The following is a 23,996-nucleotide window of genomic DNA, read 5'->3' on the forward strand; positions in this document are numbered from 1 at the left end:
AATTGAGTGATGTTAAAGTTATGATTGAAAAACTATGGTATGGTAAAAATCGTTTATTTTGGTTATTCATACCATTTGCCTTGTTATATGGTTTGATTGCATTTATTCGTCGCTTTTTATATCGAGTTGGCGTGCTTAAGTCTTGGCACTCTCCAGTCCCGATTATCGTTGTTGGCAATTTATCCGTGGGTGGCAATGGTAAAACACCACTGGTTGTTGGTTTAATTGAAGCACTAAAACAAAAAGGATTACAAGTTGGCGTTGTTTCACGGGGTTATGGTGGTAAGTCTGATAACTATCCGCTTATATTGAATGATACCACCACAACGACGCAAGCGGGTGACGAACCTGTACTTATTTATCAACGCACTAATGTGCCTGTCGCGGTGGCTCCACATCGTTCGCAAGCTGTTCAAGCATTATTAAACCAGTACCAATTAGATGTTATTTTAACAGATGATGGATTGCAACATTATGCATTAGAGCGCGATATTGAAGTCGTCGTGGTTGATGGAAAGCACTTATTTGGTAATGGATGGTGGATGCCAGCAGGGCCAATGAGAGAGCGAGAAGGCCGTTTAAAATCAGTTGATTTAATTATCATAAATGGTGATAGCATAAATAATTTAGCAACGAAATATGCCCATAAAACCTATACAATGCAATTAGCGCCATTATATGCTGTGAACTTGCTTACTCAAGAAAAAAAGCCATTATCATCCTTGCAAAATATTTGTGCTATTGCGGGTATTAGCCATCCGAAACGCTTTTTTGATATGTTGGAAAAAATGCAAGCTAATGTGACTAAAACCGTTTCTTTTGCTGATCATCAAAAATTTACTTTGTCGTTATTAAATGATGTGGCAAGTTGTCAGCAAACCCTTTTAATGACAGAAAAAGATGCAGTTAAATGCAGGCAGTTTGCCCAACAAAATTGGTGGTACTTACCTATTGATGCACAGATACCAGCGCCAGCTATTGAGCAAATCTGTTTGCTATTAACGAAGATAGAATCCCAAAGAGAATAAAATATGAAAGAAATCCTTTTAAATGCACTTGCTTGTCCTAAATGCCATGGTCAGTTGCAATATGATGCCCATAATCAACAGTTAATCTGCTATGCTGATAATTTAATCTATTCAATCAAAGATAGCATTCCAGTATTGCTTGAATGTGAAGCCAAACCGCTTAACCGACCACAGCCTAACCAAGAATAAAAAATAAGGTATTAATTATGAATTTTTCGGTTATTATTCCCGCTAGATACGCATCAAGCCGCCTACCAGCTAAACCACTAGCGGATATTCATGGTAAACCTATGATTGTACGAGTAATGGAACAAGCAAAAAAATCATCAGCCAATCGTGTCATTATTGCAACCGATCACCAGCAAGTCTTTGATGTGGTCAAGGCGTATGGTGGTGAGGTCATACTTACTAGCGATAAACATAACTCTGGTACTGAACGGTTGGCCGAGGTGATAAATAGCTATCAGTTTGCTGATGATGAAATTATTGTCAATGTGCAAGGCGATGAACCTTTAATCCCGCCTATTGTTATTGATCAAGTGGCTGAGAATTTAGTGCAATATAAAACAGGAATGGCTACGTTAGCCGTGCCGATCCATTCTGCTCAGGAAGCGTTTGATACTGGTGCTGTTAAAGTTGTGACCGATAAAGATGGCTATGCGCTTTATTTTTCACGTGCTACAATTCCTTGGGAACGCGATCGTTTTGCTAAATCGACTGATCTATTAAAACAATCCAGTATTGGTGATTTTTATCTTCGTCATATTGGTATTTATGCTTATCGTGCAGGTTTTATTCGCCAGTATATTAATTGGATGCCAACTTCACTTGAACAAATTGAGATGTTAGAACAACTTAGAGTGCTTTGGTATGGCGAAAAAATTCATGTTGCTGTGGCAAAACAGCCTCCTGCAATTGGCGTTGATACGCTAGAAGATTTAGAAAAAGTAAGAACGTTATTTAAGGAATAAGCAATGGCAAACTTTACGGGGTTTACACCAGCTGGACTTAATTTTTTACAAGATGCTTGGATCAACAATAGCAAATCATGGTTTGAAGAACATCGTGCGATTTATGATAACGATTTAATTAGACCGTTTAGGCTATTGGTGGAACAGTTAACCCCCGAAATGCTCAAAATTGATGAATGGTTTGAAACTAAACCCTCTATAGGTAAAACCATTTCACGCATTCATCGAGATACACGTTTTTCAAATGACAAATCACTTTATCGTAGCCGCTTATGGTTAACCTTTAAACGACCTAATCAAGGTTGGAAAGAAGCACCAGCCTATTTTTTTGAAATCAGCCCAAGTAGTTATCAATATGGACTTGGCTATTACTGTTCATCCAAAAAAACGATGGATATTTTTCGAGAAGAAATTCTTAATGATACTAAAAAGTTTTTATCGATGACACGTTGTATTAAAAGACCATTTGAGCTTGTAGGTGAGAGCTATAAACGACCGTTAATCAAAGAACAAGATGCCCAAATAGCGACATGGTACAACCGTAAAAATCTTGCTGTTATGGTGACAAGCAATCATATTGAGGATATATTAAATGCTGATTTACCACAAAAATTGGTTAAAGGATTTAAGCAATTAGTTCCGCTTTATGATTATTTAATGCGGGTTGAGCTAATTAAAAACATACCCACATTTTAGTTTTGTAACATGAGCTTTAATATTAGATATTAGGAAAGTTTAATATTAATTCTTTAACACCATTGATAATAAATTGCGTTCCAACGCAAACCAATAAAAATCCTAAGATTCTTGTCGTGGCTTCAATGCCACTTTTCCCCATAAAACGCATGATGTTACCTGCGCTGCGCATACAGAACCAAAGAATAATACATAGCAGTAAAGGTACTAATATTGAAGCAGAGTAAATAACCCAAGTTGCAACATCATAACCACCGCTTTTTACTGTTGATGACATACTGATTATCATGGCAATGGTTCCTGGTCCTGCGGTACTTGGCATGGCGAGCGGAACAAAAGCAATATTATTTGACACTTCTTTCTTTTTGGCATCGGCTTCCAGCGTTTTATGCGCAGGCTGCTGAGGAAATAACATTCTAAAGCCAATAACGCCAACAATCATACCGCCTGCAATGCGTAATCCTGGAATTGATATACCAAATGTATTCATGACCAGTTGTCCACAATAAAACGATACCACCATAATCATAAACACATAAATACACGTGAGTTTCGATTGGTAATTGCGCTCCTCATTGGTCATATCGCCCGATAAACCTAACAACAGTACCACAGTGGTTAATGGGTTAGTTAATGGAATAAATAAAATTAAACCAAAACCGACAGTTTGTAAAAGTTCTAACATAAATTTGCTTGGTATCTAACAAAAACTGTAGCTAAGTATAATTGAAATATATAAAAAATGCTCGAAATAAAGTTATTTAAAAATAACTAAAAAATAGGATAAAGCAGTATTGGTTTTTATAAGGCATTGAAATAAAATTAAATAAAATCAATATCTTTTCTGACTGGTTTTTAGGGCGTAATCGCAGGTTGAAATGCTTTAGAAAAACAATTTATATAAATAAGAGGTAACAAAATGAGAAAGTGATCCTCGCAAAAAAATGGACAAATGTTACCTCTATGATATAACTAACAATCATAGGAGAACACATTATGGTCAAAAAATTCAGTGCAGGATTCAAACAACCAGCGGTGGATTATGCTTTATCTAATGTTCACTTTTCATTAGCTGAAATCGCTAACCATTTAGGAATAGGCAAATCAACACTGGATAAGTGGGGGTAGACAACTTAATCCTAACAAAACCAATAAAATTGAGCTAACTAGTGAGCAACAAAAAATTATTGCACTAAAAAGGAAAAAAAGAATTAAAAATGGCCAATGAAATTCTAAAAAAGGCGCATGTGTGCTTCATCAACAATCGGAGTCGGAGTTATTTTATAATTAAAAAAGGCGTGGCAGAAATGCATCAAACAGTTAGGAAATGTGCGACAGGCCTGTAAAGTGATGTAGTATAGTGGGGATAGCTATTATCGCTTCAAAAAAGTTTATAAGCAAAGCGGAGTGTTAGCGCTTCAGAAAATAATTCGTAAAAACTAATTTATAAACTTTATTTTAACTTCGAAGATGCAAAATACACCAAAACCAAAGTATACAGCTAACAGATAGATGAGATTGATGAACAATTTTATAAAACGATGAAAACCGAATGTTATGATGTGATGTTCAGATGTAAGATTTATAATGAATTATCTAAAATTCAATAGGATATTAAACAAAAGCTGAAATTTTATAATAAAGAAAGAGCGCATTTAGGCAAGTATTTTTGTGGCAAAACACTGTGGTAAACTTGGCTAAACACAAAGGCGTTAGTTAAAGAAAAGTAACTGGAGAATTTATTTTGTGCATTAGACATACATTTTGTTAAAATAAATTCTGGTGAATAATTGGTGTTCGTTAGTTTAAGTTTGAGCTACTATACGTAATTTATATGCCAAACGATTACAAGTAATATAAAAATATTATTCGGGTGAAATCCGACAATAAACTGTACGACTCGTGAAAAATACATGAAGATGAGCTAGATCAACTTTACATACACGGCAAGGTAATGTTAAGCCAATCAATGCTATTAAGAAAACACGGCTAGCAGCTTGAGTTTTTTGAATATAATAAAATAGATAATATAACCAGTTAGAAAGTAAGGAGAAAACAATGTTTCATATAGTAAATTTAAGATTAGGAATGAATGATATCAATGCATTAGTTAACACGTATGACAGCGATAAAAATCAAATTCTGCCGTTTATAAATACAAGAGGAGAATTAAAGGCGGATTACTTATTCAATAATTTTCTCCCGAATTGGGGTAATTATCCATTTATGATTGACGCTTCTTTTATTACTCCTGATATGTATGATGAGTATAATCAAGTTAATGGTTTATTAGATCATACTAATGCTTTTCAACATAAATACGAATTTTATGAAAGAATTGTTAATGTTAATAACAATTTAATCCCAGTTATCAGTATATTACCGTCTAGAACGAGAGATAATCTTCAATTTTTATTTAAACTTGAAAATAGACAATACAAAAAAATTGCATTAAGAATAACGGATTTGTCACAAAGCTCAATTAATAACTTATTTGCATTATTAGCGGCATCATATGATGTTAAGAAGATGCTAGTATTATGCGATATAGGATCAATAGTTGGTGAAAATATCAATGTAATTCAAAATAGATTGGACTATATTTTACAGAGGCTTTCAATTGAATATGAGGGTATTGATGTTTCAATAATCTCAACATCATTTCCATCACAAAAAACACCCAATCGAGATGTTGGGGAAGCAATGCCTCACTCTGAAACACCCAATCGAGATGTTTGGGATGTAATACCTAATCTTGACTTACTTCTATATTTTAACTTAAAAAGTTCATTTCAAGGAATAAACCTAATTTATGGAGACTATGGTGCAACTAACCCAACATCTCCAATTGAATATGTTTCTGGAATGCAAATAATACCATGTGTAACTTACTACGATAATTATAATTGGTATCAAATGAAAACGGGCAATAACCATGAATTTAGTAAATTTATTGATTTAGCTAATTGCCTTGTTTCTGAAAATTTTTATCACGGTAATTATTTTAGTTGGGGAGACACTCAAATTTATAACATTGCAAATAAAACCATTAATAATGGTCATTCAGGAACATGGGATGGCATAAGGATTAATCAACATATTACTTCTATTGCCAGAATGCCTTAAGCTTGATCCTGTAAATAAATTTGTGTATTTGCCTATTTTTAACTTATTCTAATGTACAAAAAATAGGTGAATAAAAATGGATGAAAAAATCAAGAGAGTTAGTGACTGAACTAGCCAAAAACATGGAAACTCAAGACGATTTAGGCGTAAAAAATGCATAATTCAGTATAAATATTACGACTGAACATTACATTGTAATATTCGGTGTTTATTGTCTTATGAAATCGTTCACAAATCCTATTCGTCTGCGGGCTATAAGCTTTGGTTTTGGTGTGTTCAATCTCTGCTGGTTAGGATAAAGTTCATAAGCATGGCTTTCCTTTATGTCCATTATATTCTGTGCCTAGGTTGGTATGCGTAATAGTGGTATCTGTTCACTATCAAAAAAAGGAAGTGTTTTATCAGTTACAATTAAACTATTTTTTCAGTATAGACTTTGGCAAAAGCCAGCCTTGAATAGGTATCAATAAACGTTTGTTAGCCTATTTTGAGTGAGTTACAAACTAAATACTTATCAATATACTTTATGTATTAGTCAGCACATCATAATGATAGGCTTGTAGCAAAAAGATTAATGTTATTATTTTTCATTATGTTATAAAATAAAAAATTGAATAAAATCAATAGCTTTTCTGAATGATTTTTATCATGCTCAGCTAATCTAATCTTTTATTATGATACATCCTAGCCCTTGTCCCTAATATTATGTACTAAGCTTGGTGCATCTAAACGAGCTTTATGTTGCCAATAAAGTGCTTTGATATTCTCAAATAGTTCATTTGATTTTGGTTCACGCTTTAGCCAAACATAATAACCTGATACGCTAACTTTTAACTGACGGCAGACTAGCGGTAATAGGTATGGCAACAAATGTTGCTTCATATATTGGTAATTCATCGACTTGGATGGTTGATAAAGTACACATGCGCCTTTTTTAGCATTTCATTGGCCATTTTTAGTGCTTTGTGTTTTTTCTAGCGCAATCATTTTTTGTTGCTCACAAGTTAGTTCAAGTTTACTAGTTTTGTTAGGATTAAGTTGCCTAAGCCATTTATCCAGCGTTGATTTATAAATACCTAAATAGTTAGCGGTTTTAGCCAATGAAAAATGCGCATTAGCTAATGCATAATCAACCGTTTGTTATTTGAACTCTGCGCTGAATTTTTTGACCACAATGTGTCCTCTTATGATTGTTAGTTATATCATAGAGGTGGCATTTACTCATCTTTTTGTGAGGATCATACCGGTTTCAGCTACTTTTAAAGGTTTAGCTACTTTTAAAATAGTTACGATTTGATGTTCAGTCATTTTTTTATCATTAAATCCCCTTTTACTTTTATCATAGAGAATTTTCTACTTTTTTGTTGCACTATTTTAGGAAGTTGTTACATAAAGCATGACCAAACAAATGTAAAAAAAGAGATGCACATTGATATTAAATGCATCTCTTGGTTTCTTTGTGTTTTATGTATAGTATTTAAAATGGAATATCGTCATCAAAATCCATTGGAGGCTCAGGTATAGCTGCGGGTTGAGGGGCTGAAGTTGGTGCACCTTGCATTGTTGGGCGAGATTGTGCTTCTGGCGCAGATGAATAATTATTGGCACTTTGTCCCCACGAACCGTTACTTGCTCCTTCGTTGTTATTGCGAGAACCTAAAATTTGTAATGTACCGCCTATTGGGTTAATAACAACTTCTGTTGTATAACGATCGTTACCTGATTGATCTTGCCACTTTCTTGTTTGTAATTGACCTTCAATATACACTTGAGTGCCTTTTTTTATGTACTCACCTGCAATTTCGGCTAATTTACCAAAAACAACAACTCGATGCCATTCAGTGCGCTCACGAGTTTCGCCAGTTTGTTTATCTTTCCAGGATTCTGATGTCGCTAAACTAAGATTAGCAACCGCGTTACCATTCGGCATGTAACGAACTTCTGGGTCTTGACCTAGGTTACCAACTAAAATGACTTTATTTATTCCTCGATTGGCCATTATTAACTCCTAAAAATTGCATAAGTATTTTAAACTATGTATTGTAGCATGAGACTATAGTAATATCAGCGAATTTAATTCTATTAATGGAATTTTGTTCACATTTTGTAAAGATATAGAAACATTAGTCTAATCATAGGAATTTGTTACTATAACGAGTATAATACCCGACATTTGTTGATGTATTGTTCTAAACATATTCCCCCTACTGGAGACCTTATGATTAATGCGTTTGGGTTGAAAAACAAACAATTAGTAAAAATTAATGAAGACGATATAAATAATGCGACTTGGATTGATTTAATAGAGCCAGAAGAGGCCGATCGTGATTTTGTTTTAACACATTTAGGACAAAACTTAGCAACGAGTATTGAATTAGATGATATTGAAGCGTCAGCTCGTTTTTTTGAGGATAATGAAGGATTACATGTTCACTCTTTCTTTTTTTATGCTGATGCAGAAGATCGAGCAGGCAATTCAACAGTAGCATTTACTGTGCATAATGGGCGACTATTTACATTGCGAGAACGTGATCTTCCCGCATTTCGTTTGTACCGAATGCGCTCACGTTATCAAACTATGATTGATGGTAATCCCTATGAAGTATTGCTTGATTTATTTGAAGTTAAAGTGGAACAATTAGCTGATCAAATCGAAAATATTTATAGTGAATTAGAAGAGCTAAGCTCAATTATTATGGATCGTTCTGCACAAGAACATTATGATGAAGCAATTACCTCATTGGCAGAGCTTGAAGATACTGCATGGAAAGTACGCTTATGTTTAATGGATAGCCAACGTGCGGTTAACTATTTAGTTCGTCGTGCCAAAATGCCGACCGATCAGCTTGAACAAGCACGTGAAGTTATTCGAGATATTGAGTCGCTTGTTCCTCATAATGAATCGTTATTTCAAAAAGTAAACTTTTTAATGCAAGCTGCGACTAGCTTCATCAATATAGAACAAAGCCGAATTATTAAGATTTTCTCGGTGGTGTCGGTTGTATTTTTACCGCCAACTGTGGTTGCCTCTGCTTATGGTATGAACTTTGAATTTATGCCCGAATTAAAATGGGAATATGGTTATCCATTTTCGTTACTATTAATGTTGTTAGCGGGGGTTGCACCTTATATTTATTTTAAACTAAAAAAATGGTTGTAGTTCTTGGTTATTTTAAATAATCTTTAAGACTTTTTCTCCGCTAAGCTAACTTAGCTTAGCGGAGCCTCGCCTAAGTAATATCATTAAGGTAAATTAGTTAAATGGTGATAAATAGTTCATAATATTACCTGTTGCACTTTGTGTAGCGGATAATATAAATACTGTTATTTGAATTAGTATAATTAATTTGTCACAGGAGGGAACAACATGAGTCAATATGCACTAGTTACTGATATTGGTGGAACCAATGCGCGATTTGCACTGTATGATTTAACAACTAATAAGTTATCGGCAATCACTAAAATTCTTATCTCAAAAAATGATGTTTTATTAACATTAATCAAAGATTATTTAGCATCCCAATCAGTAACTGTTAAAATGGCTTGTATTGCTATTGCTTGCCCAATTGATAGCGAGGATGTGATCAATCTGACAAACAATGATTTGTCATTTTCACGTTCTGAGTTGGTTCGAGTATTAAACCTTACAAAACTGGAAGTAATCAATGATTTTACCGCTGTGTCAATGTCGATTCCTCAATTATCGAAAAATGAATTAGTTAAAATTGAGGGGGGGGAGCCTGATTTAAATTATCCAATTGCAATTTATGGCGCTGGCACAGGGCTTGGTGTTTCTCATTTAATCAAAGTTAACCAACGCTGGGTTAGTTTATCTGGTGAGGGTGGGCATACAGAGCTACCGATGATTAGTGATGAAGAGGATCGTATTTTAGCTCAACTAAGAAAAAAATTTGGGCGAGTTTCGACCGAACGGTTTCTTTCAGGCAGTGGTATTGTTAATATTTATCAAGCTTTGTTACATATTAATAATAAACCTATAGAAGAGGTGACACCTGACATTATTGTCAACAAAGCTTTATCAAATAGTTGCCCACTTTGTTTGCAAACTTTAACTTATTTTTGTACCTTTATGGGTCGGTTTGGTGGTAATTTGGCTTTAACACTTAATACACAAGGTGGGGTTTATATTGCTGGAGGGATTGTACCGCGTTTTATTGAGTTTTTTAAAGCATCACCATTTAGAGAGGCATTTGAGCGTAAAGGCCGAATGTCATATTTAGTCAAAAAAATCCCCGTTTATGTAATAACTCATGAGGATCCTGGGTTATTGGGTGCAGGTGTTTATTTGCAAAATAGTCTTAAATAAAGATTTATTGATAAGGTTTTATTTTATGATGTGGTGTTATATTTATCGAAGTACCAAAAAAGAAAACTGTTATTTATATATGGAACATGAAAATAACTTTTCAAGCATTCCAGATAAGATACTTTCGATTTTTGGTACACCAGTATTTGTGATGAAAGTATTACTTGATGGCAAACGACGTTTTGTTGTTGGCACTTCAGATGAAATCGAACAAAAAATAAAAACAGATGGCTTTTTCTTGCAGATGTTAAAAGAAGATGATTTTAAAGTATGATTGAACCATTTTGGGAATATAAAACGTTAGAGCAAATGAGCGACGAAGAGTGGGAACAACTTTGTGATGGTTGTGGTCAGTGTTGCCTGAATAAACTTATGGATGAAGATACGGACGAAATCTTATACACCAACGTAGCTTGTAATTTGCTTGATTCTAATACTTGTCAGTGTAAACATTATTATAATCGCTTTGATTATGAACCAGATTGTATTAAGTTAACACGTGAAAATTTACTTACTATCGAATGGTTACCTGTTACTTGCACGTATCGTTATTTTTCTGAAAAAGGCACGCTACCTGATTGGCACCCACTTATTACAGGCAATAAGAAGCTTATGCATAAGCTAAAAATATCGGTTAAAAATCGCATTGTTTACGAAAAAGATGTGATCTGTTGGGAAGATCACATTATCTAATACAGACCAGCATTATTGCCTTCTTAAAACTGTGGTTAAACCTGCGTTTTTAATAGGTATTTCTATACTCAATTTGGTATGGATTGTTAATAACCTAAAGTGATTTCTTGTTGTTAAAAATCAGACAGATAGTCTCAATAAGAAGTAATTAATTTAGTCCTCAGTAGAAATAAAGGCATCAATAAATAGACCTCGAATTATATCGAGGTCTATTAACAATGAGCTAAGGCGCAATAAATGCCTTTTCTTATATATTTTTCTTATATATGAGGTTTATTTTTTAGCTTGCTCAGCGGCTTTAACAATTGCTGCAAAAGCATCTGCTTTTAGTGATGCCCCACCAACTAATGCTCCATCAATATCTGGTTGAGTAAATAGTTCAGCGGCATTTTTGTCATTAACAGAACCACCATATTGAATGATTACTTGCTCAGCAACTTTAGCATCTTGTTTAGCTATATGGTCACGAATAAATTTATGAACAGCTTGTGCTTGTGCTGGAGTTGCTGATTTGCCAGTTCCAATTGCCCAAACGGGTTCATAAGCAATAACCGCGCCGTTAAATGCTTGAACTCCAAGCGCTTTAATTACCGCATCAATTTGGCGAGCGCAAACAGCTTGTGTTTGTCCAGCTTCGTTTTCTGCTTCTGTTTCACCAATGCATAAAACAGGGACTAAACCAGCTTCTTTTATTACACCAAATTTTTTAGCAATAAATTCATCAGATTCTTTGTGGTAAGTTCGACGTTCTGAATGCCCAATAATTATATGACTAACGCCGATATCTTTTAGCATTTCAACAGAGACTTCACCTGTATAAGCACCAGACAGATTAATGCCGACATCTTGAGCTCCCAAAATAATATTAGAGCCATCTAACTGATGTTTTACCAAATCAAGGTAGACTACCGGTGGTGCAATTGCAATATTGCAAGCCGTGTTATTTGATAGCTCATTTCGTAGCCCTGCGACTAAGCTTTTAGCCATGTCGGTACTGCCATTGAGCTTCCAATTTCCCATAACAAGTGGTTTACGCATAATTTTCTCCAACTTAAAGTTTAAAATAGTGTTGATTTTAGAATGAATTCGGTATAATGATTAGCATTATACACCAAATAATTTGAGCTTGAGGAAAAATATGTCATTAGAAATATTGAATCAATTAGAGAGTAAAATCCAACATACTGTTAATACTATCACTACATTACAACAAGAGATTGCTACTTTAAAACAAGGCAATCAGGAGTTGGAACAGCTGATTAATGATAGTTCTGATGAAATGAAAGCGTTACGTGACGAAAACGACAAACTAAAACAAGATCAACAAATGTGGCAACAACGCATTCAGACTTTACTAACTAAAATAGGTGAAATTACCCAATAAGTTAGCTACGTTACCTGTAAACGCGACTTATGTCGCGTTTGTTTTATTTTTTACTAAATGCTATGACGAAACTTAAGTTTAATGCGAGAAGAGCTAAAATCATTATGGATCACTCAGACTATTCATTTAATTGAAAACGAATCTGGGCGGTTTGCAGATCAAGATATTAATAGACAAGTAAGAGCGATGCAGACATCACTTACTAATCGTATTGTGATGCGTGCTGTCATGTTGTCTAAAGAAAATGGTTTGCTTTCAGCGCAAAAAACATTATTACGTGCAGCAAAACTTTCTTTTATTATATTACTTTTTTTATCCACTATATTTGGGGCAACCTTGGCTTTTGGCGCTTTAAGCCAAGATCCGGTTAATTTGAATTGGGCTATTTTTAGCTTATTAGGCATGCATTTAGTTACCTTATTAGTTTGGTTACTTTCTTTTTTCTTTTTTTCAAATCTTGGTGGTAGTTTACTTGTTTATTGTTGGCTATGGCTGACTAAAAAATTTTCTCAGAAAAAGACAGTACAACAGCTTATTCCCGCTTTTGTTGAGTTATTTGGTGTACGTATCCGTTGGTTAATTGGTTTTGTTCTCAATCTTTTTTGGACCCTTATATTAAGTAGTGCGCTATTAGTATTAGTTGTTTTATTTTCAACTCAACATTATCGATTTGAATGGAAAACAACATTACTGAGTTCGGATGCTATTATTAATTTAACTCATTATTTAGGTTGGTTGCCTTCTTTAATCGGTTTTACCATTCCAAACAATGATATTATAAGACTCAGTGAACAAGCATTAAATACCAGTGACGCACGTTCAGCATGGGCAATTTGGCTACTTGGGGTTTTTTGTGTTTATGGGCTAATCATTCGATTGCTCTGTATGGTGATTTGTGGGCTTAACTGGGTAATAAGTTGTCGGCAAATTAAATTAAATACTCAAACTGCCTGTTACCAATTATTAGCTAATGACTTACAACCATTGTTAGTTAATGTTGAAGATGCGGATAGTAAAGGAAAAGATAAGGTATCTCACTTAACCAACCACTTTATAGAAGATGGGCAAGGCGCTTTTTTGGTCGCCATTGACATACAGGAAGATTGGTCTCCACCAGATTCAGTTACTTTTTTAGGTTTTTTAAATACACGCGAGCAACGCCGTAACATTTTAGATTATTTACAATTATCGCCAGCTAAAAAATTATTAATTGCTATTGATACTGATAGGGCTCCTGATAGGGGAATGTTAAATTTAATTGATCAATTGATGAATAAATCACAACAAAACCGAATTTGGTTTATTAATCAAGGTAAGCAACTTAATAATTGGCAGGATTTATCACTACAATCAGCTACACCAACATGGTTAAACGAGGAATTTTAACATGTTAACAACATTAAAATTAGCTGTGGTAGGGCATTCAAATGTAGGTAAAACTTCGTTATTACGAACTTTAACTCGGAATAGTCGCTTTGGTGATGTTTCTGATAAACCTGGAACAACTCGACATGTTGAGTCTATTAAAGTGCCTTTAGATAAGCAAAAGTCAATCATTTTCTATGATACGCCTGGATTAGAAGACAGCTTGGCATTATATGATTACATTAATCAAATAACGCCAGCAAATAGTAGGCTTGATGGCGTTGATAAATTAACAAATTTTTTACAAAGTCCTGAAGCAGAAAATTCTTTTGATCAAGAAGCCAAGGTCATTAGGCAGTTATTAAAAAGTGATGCAGCTATATATGTTATTGATGTGCGAGAACCTATTCTTGCTAAATATCATGATGAATTGGCTATTTTAGCAAGCGGTGATAAACCATTGTTAGCCGTGCTAAATTTTACTGCCCATGAGGAAAAAAATGAAAAGGAATGGAAAAAATTGCTTTCACGTGTGGGGATTCATGCTATCATAAAGTTTGATGCTATAGTGTCCCCCATAGACGGTGAGGAGCGGCTGTACAAAAGCCTAGCTTTATTAATTGAACCTGCAAAGGTTATTTTAGAACAATGGCTAGATCACATTGTGCAAATGCGCGAATCTCGCAATCACAGTGCCAATTTGATTATCGCAGAAGCATTAGTTGATGTCACTGCTTTTTATAAAATGGTAAAATCAGATGACAAACAAGCTATTGTAGATATGCAAAATCAAGTAAGAAAACGGGAACAATTAGCAATAAACGAATTGTTAAAACTTTATCAATTCAATTCTGTACTAGAGAGTGAAGAGCATTTACCTTTAATAAAAGGTCGTTATAATGCCGATCTATTTAATATAGATGCGCTAAAAACGATGAGCAAACATCTGACAAAAGGTTTTGTGTCAGGTGCAACTATTGGGGCAAGCATCGATTTAGCTACAGGCGGAATTACACTTGGCTCAGCAGCTTTAATTGGAGGCGCTGTTGGTAGTTTAATGCAAACAGCTAAACATTATGGCTCTAGAATGCGATATCAGCTTTCTGGGTATAGAAAATTAAGTATTGATGATGTGATTATTTGTTTTTTTTCTTTAAGGCTTATGAATCTTAAAGAAAGTTTAAATTATCGAAGCCATGCGAACACATCTCCTATTAAGTTATCAAAATTAGACAAGCAAGAATGGGAAAAAGGTGTGTTGCCTAAAAGTTTAAAGGTAGCTAGACGTTATTCGCATTGGTCGACTTTAAATAAAGGAACAAAAAGAAATGATAAAAAATGGCAATCGACTATTAGGAACGTTGCTGAGCAGTTGCATTAGCACGCAGAAATGTTTTTTAATAATTACATTTGTTTTGTCTATTTTTATGCTATTTGGCTGTAGTTCTAGCCAACCTCAGGTTTCAGGCAAGAAAACTAAATCTGATTCGATTATGTTAGCTAAAATAGACTCCCATTATAAAAAATGGCAAAATACACCCTATCGTTATGGAGGCACCACGTTAGCAGGTAGTGATTGTTCTGCATTGGTAATGAATTTTTTCAAAAACAAACTGTCAAAAAACTTACCAAGAAGTGCTGCTGAGCAAGCTCGATTAGGTGTTAAAGTTAATAAGCCTAAAGCAGGTGATTTGGTATTCTTTAAGACAGGCCGTAGCCGCAGTGGTTTACATGTTGGGATTTATTATGCTAATGGTAAATTTTTACATGCTTCAACATCAAAAGGTGTGATTTATTCAAGCTTGAATGATAGTTACTGGAAGAAGCATTATTGGATGGCACGCCGTTTAATAACTAGCAAAAGCTAAATCTATATGAAATTAAAGCACTCTAAATTCAATCTATTTAGAGTGCTTTAATGTTATTTTATTCTTTTCCTCTATAATTAAATCATTGATTTTTGTCTTAATTCACGCATTACTTTTGCTACATAAAGCATTTCTTCTGGAGTGCCAAGTGATATACGACACCAATCAGTGGCAGGGAAAAAATCTCGGCCAACTAATATAAATTTTTGTTTCATTAATTCCCGATAATCATTTAATGCAATAGGGGTTTTATGAAATATAAAATTGGTTTCTGATTTAAGATAATGAAATCCAAGCTCGGACAATACTTTTTCCATGATTTCACGTGATACATCAATTACTTTTTTACAATAAGCCAAATATTGAGTATCTTTTAGTGATGACAATGCCGCACAAACTCCACAATAATTAAGCTTTTCGCCTGCTACATACTGGGCTATGTTTTTAGTGTTTTCTTCTGTACTGACAATGTAACCTACTCGTAATCCAGCCATTGCATGAATTTTAGAAAATGTTTTAAGTAGTATAATATTTTCATACCCTTGGGTAATAAATTTGTCTGCTGATTCAAAAGCTGGATCATTGACAAACTCGGCATAAGCTTCATCGAAAATAAAAATGGTGTTTTTAGGTTTACTTTTTATCCATGATTCAATTTCATTTATGCCAAATACAGTAGAAGTAGGATTATTGGGATTAACTAAATAAACAATAGAAAATCCTTGATAATTTTCAACCGCTTTTCTTAAACCATTTATATCAATTTTCCAATCGGTTAAACATGGCACTTTAGTGATTTTTAAATGAAATATTTTGGCAAAATGTTCACCATCACTATAGGTGAGTTCGGGTATCACTAATTGAGCATCAGGTTTTACAAAAGCAGAAATAGTGCTACGGATCCCTTCTGATGAACCTGCTGTCAAAAGAATTTGTGTATCACTTACTTGATGGTATTGAGCTAATGCTTTATTTAAAAGTGGCATTTCAGCTTTTGCATATCTATTTGCTTTCCAAACGGCATCAATGGCTGCTTGTTTGGCTGATGATGACATGCCCAGCGCATTTTCGTTAAAATTGAGCCGAACAGGGCTAGTTGCATCTGGCACTACTGCTTTATCAAGCATCGGTAGTGAGAATGAAATCGAATTTTGTGCTTGTTGAGCATACGCTTTAGATAATAGCTGATTAACGGATAATCCTGCAATTGCTGCACTTGAAAATGTTAATAGTTTTCTTCTACTGATATGTAAGTTAGACACCATGATTCACCTCATTTTTAATTGTTTTTTATGTGGTCAATAATGAATTATGCAAAAATAATACCAAGTTTATAACAAGCACGAGAAAGGAAGCACTTTGTGAGATAAAAATAATAAAATAATGATTATTCTTGTTTAACATCTACATTATGTGCATCATGATGATTTAAGCGTGCACTAATCTGGCGCTTTATTGCGCAAAAAAGAGCGAGGGAAAGAACCGTTATCATCAACGGTTCTTTGAGGGATATGTTACCAACTATTCGTGGATAATAACGCTTAACTCTCTGCGGGTGTTTCTATGTCTGAATAGGTTGCCAGCATCTGTAAGAATTTATATTTAGAATTCACCATTTTAGTTGAACGTTCATGTAAGGTATTAGCAATTGTTGGTTCAAGTGTTTCTAAACGACGGAAACGCTGTTCTTTCAATAATATCCCAGATAATAAATCGCTATTCGGTGCTTTTGAGTCAAGTAATAAACCTGGCTTGCCTTCAGCCATGCGACGTGGATCGTAACGATACAGCGGCCAGAATCCTGACTTAACTAAATCTTTCATTTGTTCGTGTGATTTAGCAAGATCATAACCATGCTCTTCACACGGGCTATAAGCAATAACTAGCGATGGTCCATTATAGGCTTCGGCTTCTTGCAAAGCTTTAAGTGTTTGATTAAGTTGCGAGCCTAACGCAATTTGTGCGACATAGACATGACCATACATCATTATATTAACACCAAGATCTTTACGGGCTTTATGCTTACCTAAATCTGCAAATTTTGATACAGCGCCCATAGGGGTAGCTTTTGACTGTTGGCCACCAGTATTAGAATAACACTGAGTATCTAATACTAATATATTGACGTTATCCGTTAAGCTCATCACATGATCAAGCCCACCAAAACCAATATCGTAAGCCCAGCCATCGCCACCAATGGCCCAAACTGATTTATCAATCAAATAATTGGCATCTTCGATCAATTCTTGTGCTTGCGCAGAACCTAAATGGGCAAGCTGTTCACGTAACAAGGCGACTTGTTGGCGTTTTTCAGCAATTGATGTTTCTGATGATTTTAAAGCGATAACAATTTCAGGTGAAATGTCGCCTGCAACATAATCAAGCAAACGCAATGCTCGTTTTTTATGTTGATCATAAGTAATGCGATAACCTAATGCAAACTCAGCATTATCTTCAAATAGCGAATTTGCCCAAGCGGGCCCACGACCAGCATTATCAGTAGTGTAAGGTGATGATGGAAGATTACCGCCATAAATGGATGAACACCCAGTGGCATTAGCAATCGCTAAATGGTCGCCATAAAGTTGCGTTAACAATTTAATGTATGGTGTTTCACCACAACCAGCACAAGCACCAGAATATTCAAATAGTGGTGTAAGTAATTGTGATGTACGTACATCAATGCGTTCAAGCGTGTTGATATCACGATCTGGCAATGCGGTAAAGTATTCAAAATTAGCTCGCTGAGTATCAATATTGTCGATACGTGATTGCATATTGATGGCTTTAATTGCAAAATTATTGCGATCACGGGCAGGGCAAACTTCGACACACAAGTTACAGCCTGTACAATCTTCTGGTGCAACTTGCAACACATAGCGTTGACCTTTCATATCACGGGCTTTGACTTCAAGCGAGCTTAATGAGTCTGGTGCATTAGCCATATCATCGGGCGCAACAACTTTTGCACGAATGGCAGCATGTGGGCAAGCAACAGCACAATGATTACATTGGGTACACAGTTCGGGTTGCCAAATAGGAATTTCTTCAGCAATGTTACGTTTTTCCCATTTAGTTGTGCCGATCGGCCATGTGCCATCAGGTGGAAATGCTGATACAGGTAAGCTATCGCCCAAACCAGCTAACATAGCGGCAGTGACTGTTTTAACAAAATTAGGCGCGTTAGCTGGCACAATTGGTGGCATCATGGCACTGCTTTGATCAACGCAACTAAGAGGAATTTGCTCAAGTGAGGCTATAGCTAAATCCAGTGCTTTCCAGTTATTTTCGACCAAATTTTGCCCTTTACTACTATAACTTTTAGCAATGACTTCTTTTAATTGGCTGATATTAAAATCATTTTTGAAAATTTCAGCAAGGTGAAAAAATGCTGCCTGCATGACGGTATTTATTCTGGCACCTAAGTTACATTCACGAGCAATTTTGGCCGCATTTATGATATAAAAATGTACGCGTTTTTGAATTAATTGTACTTGCACTTCTTTGGGTAGGCGATGCCAAATCTCATCTTTACTATAGGGTGTGTTAAGCAAAAAGATGCCATCATCTTTTAGTTTATCCACAATCTGATATTTATCGATAAACTGATCTTGATGGCAACCAATAAAATGGGCGCTGGTAATTAAATAAGGTGAATCGATTGGATCTAAACTGACACGTAAGTGAGATGTAGTTAAACCGCCAGCCTTTTTAGAGTCATACACAAAATACCCTTGTACATAAAAAGGTGAGCTATCGCCAATAATTTTAATATTATTTTTGGTTGCTGAAACGGTGCCATCACTACCGAGCCCATAAAAAAGAGCTTCAAGTGCAGATTTTTGTGGGATAGAGCAGTTTGGTAATGGTAAAGAAAGACCTGTTATATCGTCATAAATACCAACGGTAAAACGAGGTTTTGGCTTATTCGCTCTTAACTCAGTAAAAATCGCAAGTACACAGCGAGGATCGAACTCTTTTGACGATAACCCATAACGCCCCCCGATAATCAGTGGCATGCATGTGCGCTCTCCACGTGATAAGCTTTCGGCAAAAGCAGTAATAATATCTAAATACAGAGGTTCGGCTTGCGCTCCTGGTTCTTTAGTTCTATCAAGAACTGCGATTTTTTGGGCAGTATTTGGGATCACTGCAAGTAAATGTTCGGCAGAAAAAGGGCGAAATAATCTAACGATCACAACACCAACTTTTTCATTTTGTTTAAGTAGCACATCAACCACTTCTTTGGCGGTGCTAGCTCCCGATCCCATAATCACAATAATGCGTTCGGCATCACTAGCGCCGTAATATTCAAAAGGCTGATATCTTCTGCCTGTTTCTATTGCAAAAGCATCCATAGCATTAACAACATGCTGATAAGCATTATCATAATAGGTATTTATTGCTTCTCGGCATTGAAAATAGGTATCAGGATTAGCTGATGTACCGCGTGTTACTGGTTTGTCAGGCGTTAAAGCTTGTGCTCGATAAGCTTTAATAGCCTTATGCGGTAATAAGTTATGGATCTGTTCATCACTCAGTGGATAGATTTTATTAACTTCGTGCGATGTTCTAAATCCATCAAAAAAGTGAGTAAAAGGAACACGACTATTTAAACTGGCCATTTGTGCAATTAAGGCAAAATCTTGTGCTTCTTGCACCGAACTTGAACAAAGCATGGCAAAACCAGTTTGCCTAATTGCCATGACATCAGAATGATCGCCAAAAATTGAAAGGGCATGCGTTGCAACTGTTCGTGCAGCAACATGCAAAACAAAAGGTGTAAGTTCACCAGCTATTTTATATAGCGATGGGATCATTAAAAGTAAGCCTTGTGACGAAGTAAACGAAGTCGCAAGCGCACCTGTCATTAATGCACCATGAACAGTAGCAATTGCGCCTGCTTCGGATTGCATTTCAATTACTCGTGGCGTATCACCAAATACATTGGGCTTATTAAATTCCGCCCATGTGCTAGCTTGTTCTGCCATTGTTGAGCTTGGCGTAATTGGATAAATAGCGATGACTTCGTTTGCACGATAAGCAACAGATGACACTGCACTATTAGCATCTGATATGATCATTAAAAAACCTTTAATTTTATAGCGTTATGACATTACTAACTTTTTAATTATTAATATATTGTAACAGAAACTAAGATAGCTTTTAGTTATTTTTATGTTAAACATTTTGCTATTGCCTTACAAAATAAAAACATAAAAAGACAAAATTAATTAATTCAATTAATTAAATTAATATATAACTAAATAACGATTATAAAAATGATATCAGCAAGCTAAAAAACTAAAATAAGAATAGAAAATAATGAGCATAAAAGCGCAAGGTAATCATTAATAGAATGACGTTGATATGTTTTAGATATGTTATGCTAAAATTCATCAATATGTTATGGGTAGATATATAGATTTTTAAAAACAAAAGCAATAGCCAAATTGATTGACAAAATATCAGATAAGCAAGTAACCGATATACTACAAGCTGGTGATACCTATTTCCAAGAGTGTTCAATATTCTGTGTCATTTCCTTTTTTACACCTAGTTAACCGAAATGACACAGAATTTTGAATACTCTCATCCTATGTGTAACTACTCAACTGCCATTTTCTTAGGCTTTTTTATCCATTTTGTATCTACTTATTTTTACTCATTCGCTTAGTTCAAAAATAGGCAAATACATAAATTTATTTACAGCGTCATTTTTCTCGTTGCTTAGCAAGGTCAATAAGTTTGTCTAGGCTAATTAAAGAATTCATTACATCATTTTGACAAACACTTTCATCATTTTGATAGATATCTTCATCATCTTGATATGTATCTTCTCTTGTAATCCATATTAGCCAAGCTTTAACTGCTAAATATTCTTCAATGGTTAATGTTGCCCAGCGTTCAAATAGATGGCTCTCAGACAGTATTTTTTCAAAATCCATAATCCAAAATACGATTTTATCTATAAGATCTTTAATTCTTGCTTTTTTATCCCATATAACTCTTGCTTTAGCTAAAGCCTCAGCTCTAGCCATAGCTCTTGCTTTAGCTCTTACTTTAGCTCTAGTTCTACCTAAAGCTATATCTATAGCTTTAGCCTCAGCTTCAGCCTCAGCTCTAACTATAGCTTCATCTTCAGCTATAGCTATATCCATAGCTTTAGCTGAAGTAATAAGTAACCCAGGTAAATAATAAGCATAGGCTGATGGAGTAAATAAAAATAAAGCATCATCATAGTTTACGTATATATCAAGAGTAATATCTTGCCAATTCTTACCCAAAAATTGTTTTAGCGCTATTTCATCATCTGGCATCATTATTGGACCTAATTCCCACATCTCTTTCGGACGCTCTCGCCAAGAAAATGCCTCCGTTATTTTATTGAATAATATTTTTTCATATATAACATCATATTTTTCCTGTTCAGGAGCTATTACCTTTTTCACCACCCAAAAAGCCTCCTTTCTAAGTCATTTTTATTTACATAACATCTTTTTATTTCACTATCTATCTGATTGATCCTCACCAAAATATTTGGACAGGCTATACTAATTAGTACCCGTTTTATCAGGTTATTGTTACGATAAACAAAAAAACAAAAGAAATCACCCATGACAAATCGCATTTCAAGAAGAAAAAAACGCCGTTTTACTTACCAATAAAAAAACAAATGATGATTCTATATCAACATGCTAAAAAATAAACAAATATTATTACTGAATATGACATCACTAAATCCGCATTAGATAAGTGGATAAAGCAATATCAAACCACTGCCTATTGTTTAAACTCTGCGCTAAATTTTTTGACACATAATATGTTCTTCTATGATTGTTAGTTATATCATAGAAGTGGCATTTGCCCATTTTTTGGCTAGAATTAAACCTATTTCGCTTTCCAACAGAATTCAATTTAATTTGAAATAATAGCCATTACAATTAATTGAGATGGCCTCCAATTTTCTCCAATTCAATATAAAAATGATTAATGATATTTTCTTCCAATTCATCATAATTAATTAAACAACGATTAAAATTATTATCTAGAGTAAATAGATTTTTATCGATACCTATAAAATTTTCATCACAATGAGCTAACATTCTATAGCAATCTTTTCTATAAATAATTCCTTTAAATCCGTTATTTCCTTTATAGACTTCTAATTTATATTCTGCGTAATCATCTTTGGTATCAACTTTGTAAATTATTGTTTTTATTAATTCATATTGTTTTAGTTCTGCCATTGAGTTTTCCCATTATTTATTAGTACTCTTAATTCTATTTTATATCAATTTATATAGATACTTGTCCAAAGATATTATGGTTATCTATCTTAGCAAAGCTAGGCTGGTACTGAATAAGCTACATTAGTTTAATTAATTTTAAGAATAATGATAATTATAACAAATTGAGTGGCCCAAATATTTTCTCTAGCTTAATATAAAAATTATTAATGATATCTTCTTCCGACTTGTTGTAATAAAAATAAAAATCTTCAATAAATAAAGATACATCGCTATTTACAAATCTTTTAACATCATAACGACGTTTCAATCTATATGAGTCTAACCGATAACCAATACCTCTAAAATCTTTGTCTCCTTTATAAATTTCTAATTTAAATTCTTCGTAATGCTCATCTTTACTTAATTCATAAATGATCGTTTTTATTAATTCATATTTTTTTATCTTTGCCATTTTAATTTTTTCCAGTGTTTATTTGAGTATTACAGGATACTAAGCAACACGACTCAACTTTTCTTTAACCTATATCAATTTATATAGTAATTATAATTAATTGAGAGAGCTAAAATTTTTCTCTAATTCATTATAAAAAATATTAATGATATCTTCTTCTGATTCATTATAATTAATAAAATTAAGACTGAAATTATTATCTGGACTAAAAATAAATTCATCGCACTTTGCAAGACCTCCTTTATAATTAGCTCGCATTCGATATAGCTCCTTTCTATAGACGATGCCTTTAAATACGTTTTCCCTTCTATATATTTCTAATCGATATTCTATGGAACCTTCATCGGTATCTACCTCATATATCATCGTTTTTATTAATTTATATTTTTTTAGTTCTGCCATTGGATTTCCCCATTATTTATTAAGGCTATTAATTCTCTTTTACATCAATGTATATCTTCCCCCAACCTTATTTTTTACTGAAGGAGGGGCGGATATGTAACTACCCCCTAAAATAGTACAGCAAAAAAGTAGAAAATTCTCTATGATAAAAGTAAAGGGGATTCAATTATGAAAAAAATGACTGAACATCAAATCGTAGCTATTTTAAAAGAAGCTGAAGCGGGTATTCCTGTCAAGGAGCTCTGTCGTAAATAGGGCATGGGTAATTCAACTTTCTATAAATGGCGGGAAAAATACGGTGGTATGGAAACGTCGGATATTAAACGCTTAAAGGAGCTGGAGGCTGAAAACCGTAAGCTTAAACAGATGTTTGCTGAGCTAAGTTTAAAATCACAGCTCCAGGAAGAAATCATAAAAAAGCTTTAGTGCCCA

The 23,996-nt window shown here is 34.4% G+C and carries 26 protein-coding genes; 15 read left to right on the plus strand and 11 right to left on the minus strand.

The window, feature by feature from the left end:
* Positions 1-20 precede the first annotated feature (20 nt).
* The 4 genes from lpxK to A9G42_RS08555 are packed head-to-tail and all read left to right on the plus strand — an operon-like array spanning position 21 to position 2,695.
* Complete coding sequence (lpxK, locus tag A9G42_RS08540; RefSeq protein WP_065653193.1) at positions 21-1,028, plus strand: tetraacyldisaccharide 4'-kinase; 1,008 nt, start codon at positions 21-23, stop codon at positions 1,026-1,028.
* Between the two features lie 3 nt (positions 1,029-1,031).
* A complete protein-coding gene (locus A9G42_RS08545) occupies positions 1,032-1,217 on the plus strand; it encodes a Trm112 family protein (RefSeq protein WP_065653194.1) in 186 nt (61 codons plus the stop codon).
* Between the two features lie 17 nt (positions 1,218-1,234).
* Positions 1,235-1,999 (plus strand): 3-deoxy-manno-octulosonate cytidylyltransferase, encoded by a 765-nt coding sequence (gene kdsB / locus A9G42_RS08550; RefSeq protein WP_065568010.1) that lies wholly within the window; start codon positions 1,235-1,237, stop codon positions 1,997-1,999.
* A 3-nt stretch (positions 2,000-2,002) separates the two neighbouring features.
* Positions 2,003-2,695, plus strand: a complete 693-nt coding sequence (locus A9G42_RS08555) for a DUF2461 domain-containing protein (RefSeq protein WP_065653195.1) — start codon at positions 2,003-2,005, stop codon at positions 2,693-2,695.
* Between the two features lie 22 nt (positions 2,696-2,717).
* On the opposite strand, the gene A9G42_RS08560 is transcribed toward A9G42_RS08555, so the two are convergent.
* A complete protein-coding gene (locus A9G42_RS08560; RefSeq protein WP_065582892.1) occupies positions 2,718-3,380 on the minus strand; it encodes a MarC family NAAT transporter in 663 nt (220 codons plus the stop codon).
* Positions 3,381-3,691: 311 nt separating this feature from the next.
* On the opposite strand from A9G42_RS08560, the gene A9G42_RS14335 reads away from it, so the two are divergent.
* Both A9G42_RS14335 and A9G42_RS08570 read left to right on the plus strand, forming a co-directional pair.
* Positions 3,692-3,823, plus strand: a complete 132-nt coding sequence (locus A9G42_RS14335; RefSeq protein WP_065582891.1) for a transposase — start codon at positions 3,692-3,694, stop codon at positions 3,821-3,823.
* A 930-nt stretch (positions 3,824-4,753) separates the two neighbouring features.
* A complete protein-coding gene (locus A9G42_RS08570) occupies positions 4,754-5,821 on the plus strand; it encodes a beta family protein (protein ID WP_065653196.1) in 1,068 nt (355 codons plus the stop codon).
* 684 nt (positions 5,822-6,505) lie between these two features.
* Here the strand turns inward: A9G42_RS08570 and A9G42_RS08575 are convergent.
* The 3 genes from A9G42_RS08575 to A9G42_RS08585 all read right to left on the minus strand — a co-directional run bounded on the left by A9G42_RS08575 (position 6,506) and on the right by A9G42_RS08585 (position 7,820).
* Positions 6,506-6,718 (minus strand): hypothetical protein, encoded by a 213-nt coding sequence (locus A9G42_RS08575; protein WP_065653197.1) that lies wholly within the window; start codon positions 6,716-6,718, stop codon positions 6,506-6,508.
* 45 nt (positions 6,719-6,763) lie between these two features.
* Complete coding sequence (locus A9G42_RS13945; protein ID WP_179854635.1) at positions 6,764-6,922, minus strand: hypothetical protein; 159 nt, start codon at positions 6,920-6,922, stop codon at positions 6,764-6,766.
* A 376-nt stretch (positions 6,923-7,298) separates the two neighbouring features.
* A complete protein-coding gene (locus A9G42_RS08585) occupies positions 7,299-7,820 on the minus strand; it encodes a single-stranded DNA-binding protein (protein WP_065653198.1) in 522 nt (173 codons plus the stop codon).
* A gap of 219 nt (positions 7,821-8,039) precedes the next feature.
* On the opposite strand from A9G42_RS08585, the gene corA reads away from it, so the two are divergent.
* The 4 genes from corA to A9G42_RS08605 all read left to right on the plus strand — a co-directional run bounded on the left by corA (position 8,040) and on the right by A9G42_RS08605 (position 10,841).
* Positions 8,040-8,981, plus strand: a complete 942-nt coding sequence (gene corA / locus A9G42_RS08590; RefSeq protein WP_065568016.1) for a magnesium/cobalt transporter CorA — start codon at positions 8,040-8,042, stop codon at positions 8,979-8,981.
* Between the two features lie 207 nt (positions 8,982-9,188).
* Positions 9,189-10,148, plus strand: a complete 960-nt coding sequence (locus A9G42_RS08595; RefSeq protein ID WP_065653199.1) for a glucokinase — start codon at positions 9,189-9,191, stop codon at positions 10,146-10,148.
* 25 nt (positions 10,149-10,173) lie between these two features.
* The gene (locus A9G42_RS08600; protein WP_176700479.1) at positions 10,174-10,422 is read left to right on the plus strand and encodes a YcgL domain-containing protein; all 249 of its coding nucleotides are present in this window, start codon (positions 10,174-10,176) and stop codon (positions 10,420-10,422) included.
* The gene (locus A9G42_RS08605) at positions 10,419-10,841 is read left to right on the plus strand and encodes a YcgN family cysteine cluster protein (protein WP_065653200.1); all 423 of its coding nucleotides are present in this window, start codon (positions 10,419-10,421) and stop codon (positions 10,839-10,841) included. Before A9G42_RS08600 ends, A9G42_RS08605 begins: the two co-directional genes overlap by 4 nt.
* A gap of 273 nt (positions 10,842-11,114) precedes the next feature.
* Here A9G42_RS08605 and tpiA read toward each other — a convergent pair whose 3' ends face one another.
* Positions 11,115-11,879, minus strand: coding sequence for a triose-phosphate isomerase (gene tpiA, locus A9G42_RS08610; protein WP_065582885.1), 765 nt, complete (start codon positions 11,877-11,879; stop codon positions 11,115-11,117).
* A 100-nt stretch (positions 11,880-11,979) separates the two neighbouring features.
* On the opposite strand from tpiA, the gene zapB reads away from it, so the two are divergent.
* The 4 genes from zapB to A9G42_RS08630 all read left to right on the plus strand — a co-directional run bounded on the left by zapB (position 11,980) and on the right by A9G42_RS08630 (position 15,458).
* Positions 11,980-12,225: a cell division protein ZapB gene (zapB, locus tag A9G42_RS08615; protein WP_065568020.1), complete on the plus strand. Its 246-nt coding sequence runs from the start codon at positions 11,980-11,982 to the stop codon at positions 12,223-12,225.
* Between the two features lie 81 nt (positions 12,226-12,306).
* Positions 12,307-13,611: a DUF2868 domain-containing protein gene (locus A9G42_RS08620; protein ID WP_065653201.1), complete on the plus strand. Its 1,305-nt coding sequence runs from the start codon at positions 12,307-12,309 to the stop codon at positions 13,609-13,611.
* Position 13,612: 1 nt separating this feature from the next.
* The gene (locus tag A9G42_RS08625) at positions 13,613-14,971 is read left to right on the plus strand and encodes a GTPase/DUF3482 domain-containing protein (RefSeq protein ID WP_065653202.1); all 1,359 of its coding nucleotides are present in this window, start codon (positions 13,613-13,615) and stop codon (positions 14,969-14,971) included.
* On the plus strand, positions 14,919-15,458 hold the full coding sequence (locus A9G42_RS08630) for a C40 family peptidase (RefSeq protein ID WP_082212072.1): 540 nt from the start codon (positions 14,919-14,921) through the stop codon (positions 15,456-15,458). The genes A9G42_RS08625 and A9G42_RS08630 overlap by 53 nt, the downstream gene beginning before the upstream one ends.
* Positions 15,459-15,535: 77 nt before the next feature.
* Here A9G42_RS08630 and A9G42_RS08635 read toward each other — a convergent pair whose 3' ends face one another.
* The 6 genes from A9G42_RS08635 to A9G42_RS08660 all read right to left on the minus strand — a co-directional run bounded on the left by A9G42_RS08635 (position 15,536) and on the right by A9G42_RS08660 (position 23,564).
* Positions 15,536-16,723, minus strand: coding sequence for a pyridoxal phosphate-dependent aminotransferase (locus A9G42_RS08635; RefSeq protein ID WP_065582882.1), 1,188 nt, complete (start codon positions 16,721-16,723; stop codon positions 15,536-15,538).
* Between the two features lie 276 nt (positions 16,724-16,999).
* Positions 17,000-20,542 (minus strand): pyruvate:ferredoxin (flavodoxin) oxidoreductase, encoded by a 3,543-nt coding sequence (gene nifJ, locus A9G42_RS08640; RefSeq protein ID WP_065653203.1) that lies wholly within the window; start codon positions 20,540-20,542, stop codon positions 17,000-17,002.
* Positions 20,543-21,172: 630 nt separating this feature from the next.
* Positions 21,173-21,913, minus strand: coding sequence for a hypothetical protein (locus A9G42_RS08645; RefSeq protein ID WP_065653204.1), 741 nt, complete (start codon positions 21,911-21,913; stop codon positions 21,173-21,175).
* A 489-nt stretch (positions 21,914-22,402) separates the two neighbouring features.
* On the minus strand, positions 22,403-22,708 hold the full coding sequence (locus A9G42_RS08650; RefSeq protein ID WP_065653205.1) for a hypothetical protein: 306 nt from the start codon (positions 22,706-22,708) through the stop codon (positions 22,403-22,405).
* Positions 22,709-22,862: 154 nt separating this feature from the next.
* Positions 22,863-23,162 carry a hypothetical protein gene (locus tag A9G42_RS08655; protein ID WP_065653206.1) on the minus strand — a complete coding sequence of 100 codons (300 nt, stop codon included), beginning with the start codon at positions 23,160-23,162 and terminating at the stop codon, positions 22,863-22,865.
* A gap of 96 nt (positions 23,163-23,258) precedes the next feature.
* Positions 23,259-23,564: a hypothetical protein gene (locus tag A9G42_RS08660; protein ID WP_065653207.1), complete on the minus strand. Its 306-nt coding sequence runs from the start codon at positions 23,562-23,564 to the stop codon at positions 23,259-23,261.
* A gap of 258 nt (positions 23,565-23,822) precedes the next feature.
* Here A9G42_RS08660 and A9G42_RS13685 point away from each other — a divergent pair, with 258 nt between their 5' ends.
* Positions 23,823-23,990, plus strand: a complete 168-nt coding sequence (locus A9G42_RS13685; protein WP_081297217.1) for a transposase — start codon at positions 23,823-23,825, stop codon at positions 23,988-23,990.
* Positions 23,991-23,996 lie beyond the last annotated feature (6 nt).

Source organism: Gilliamella sp. Nev6-6 (genome assembly GCF_001690605.1).
Taxonomy (GTDB): domain Bacteria; phylum Pseudomonadota; class Gammaproteobacteria; order Enterobacterales; family Orbaceae; genus Gilliamella; species Gilliamella apicola_C.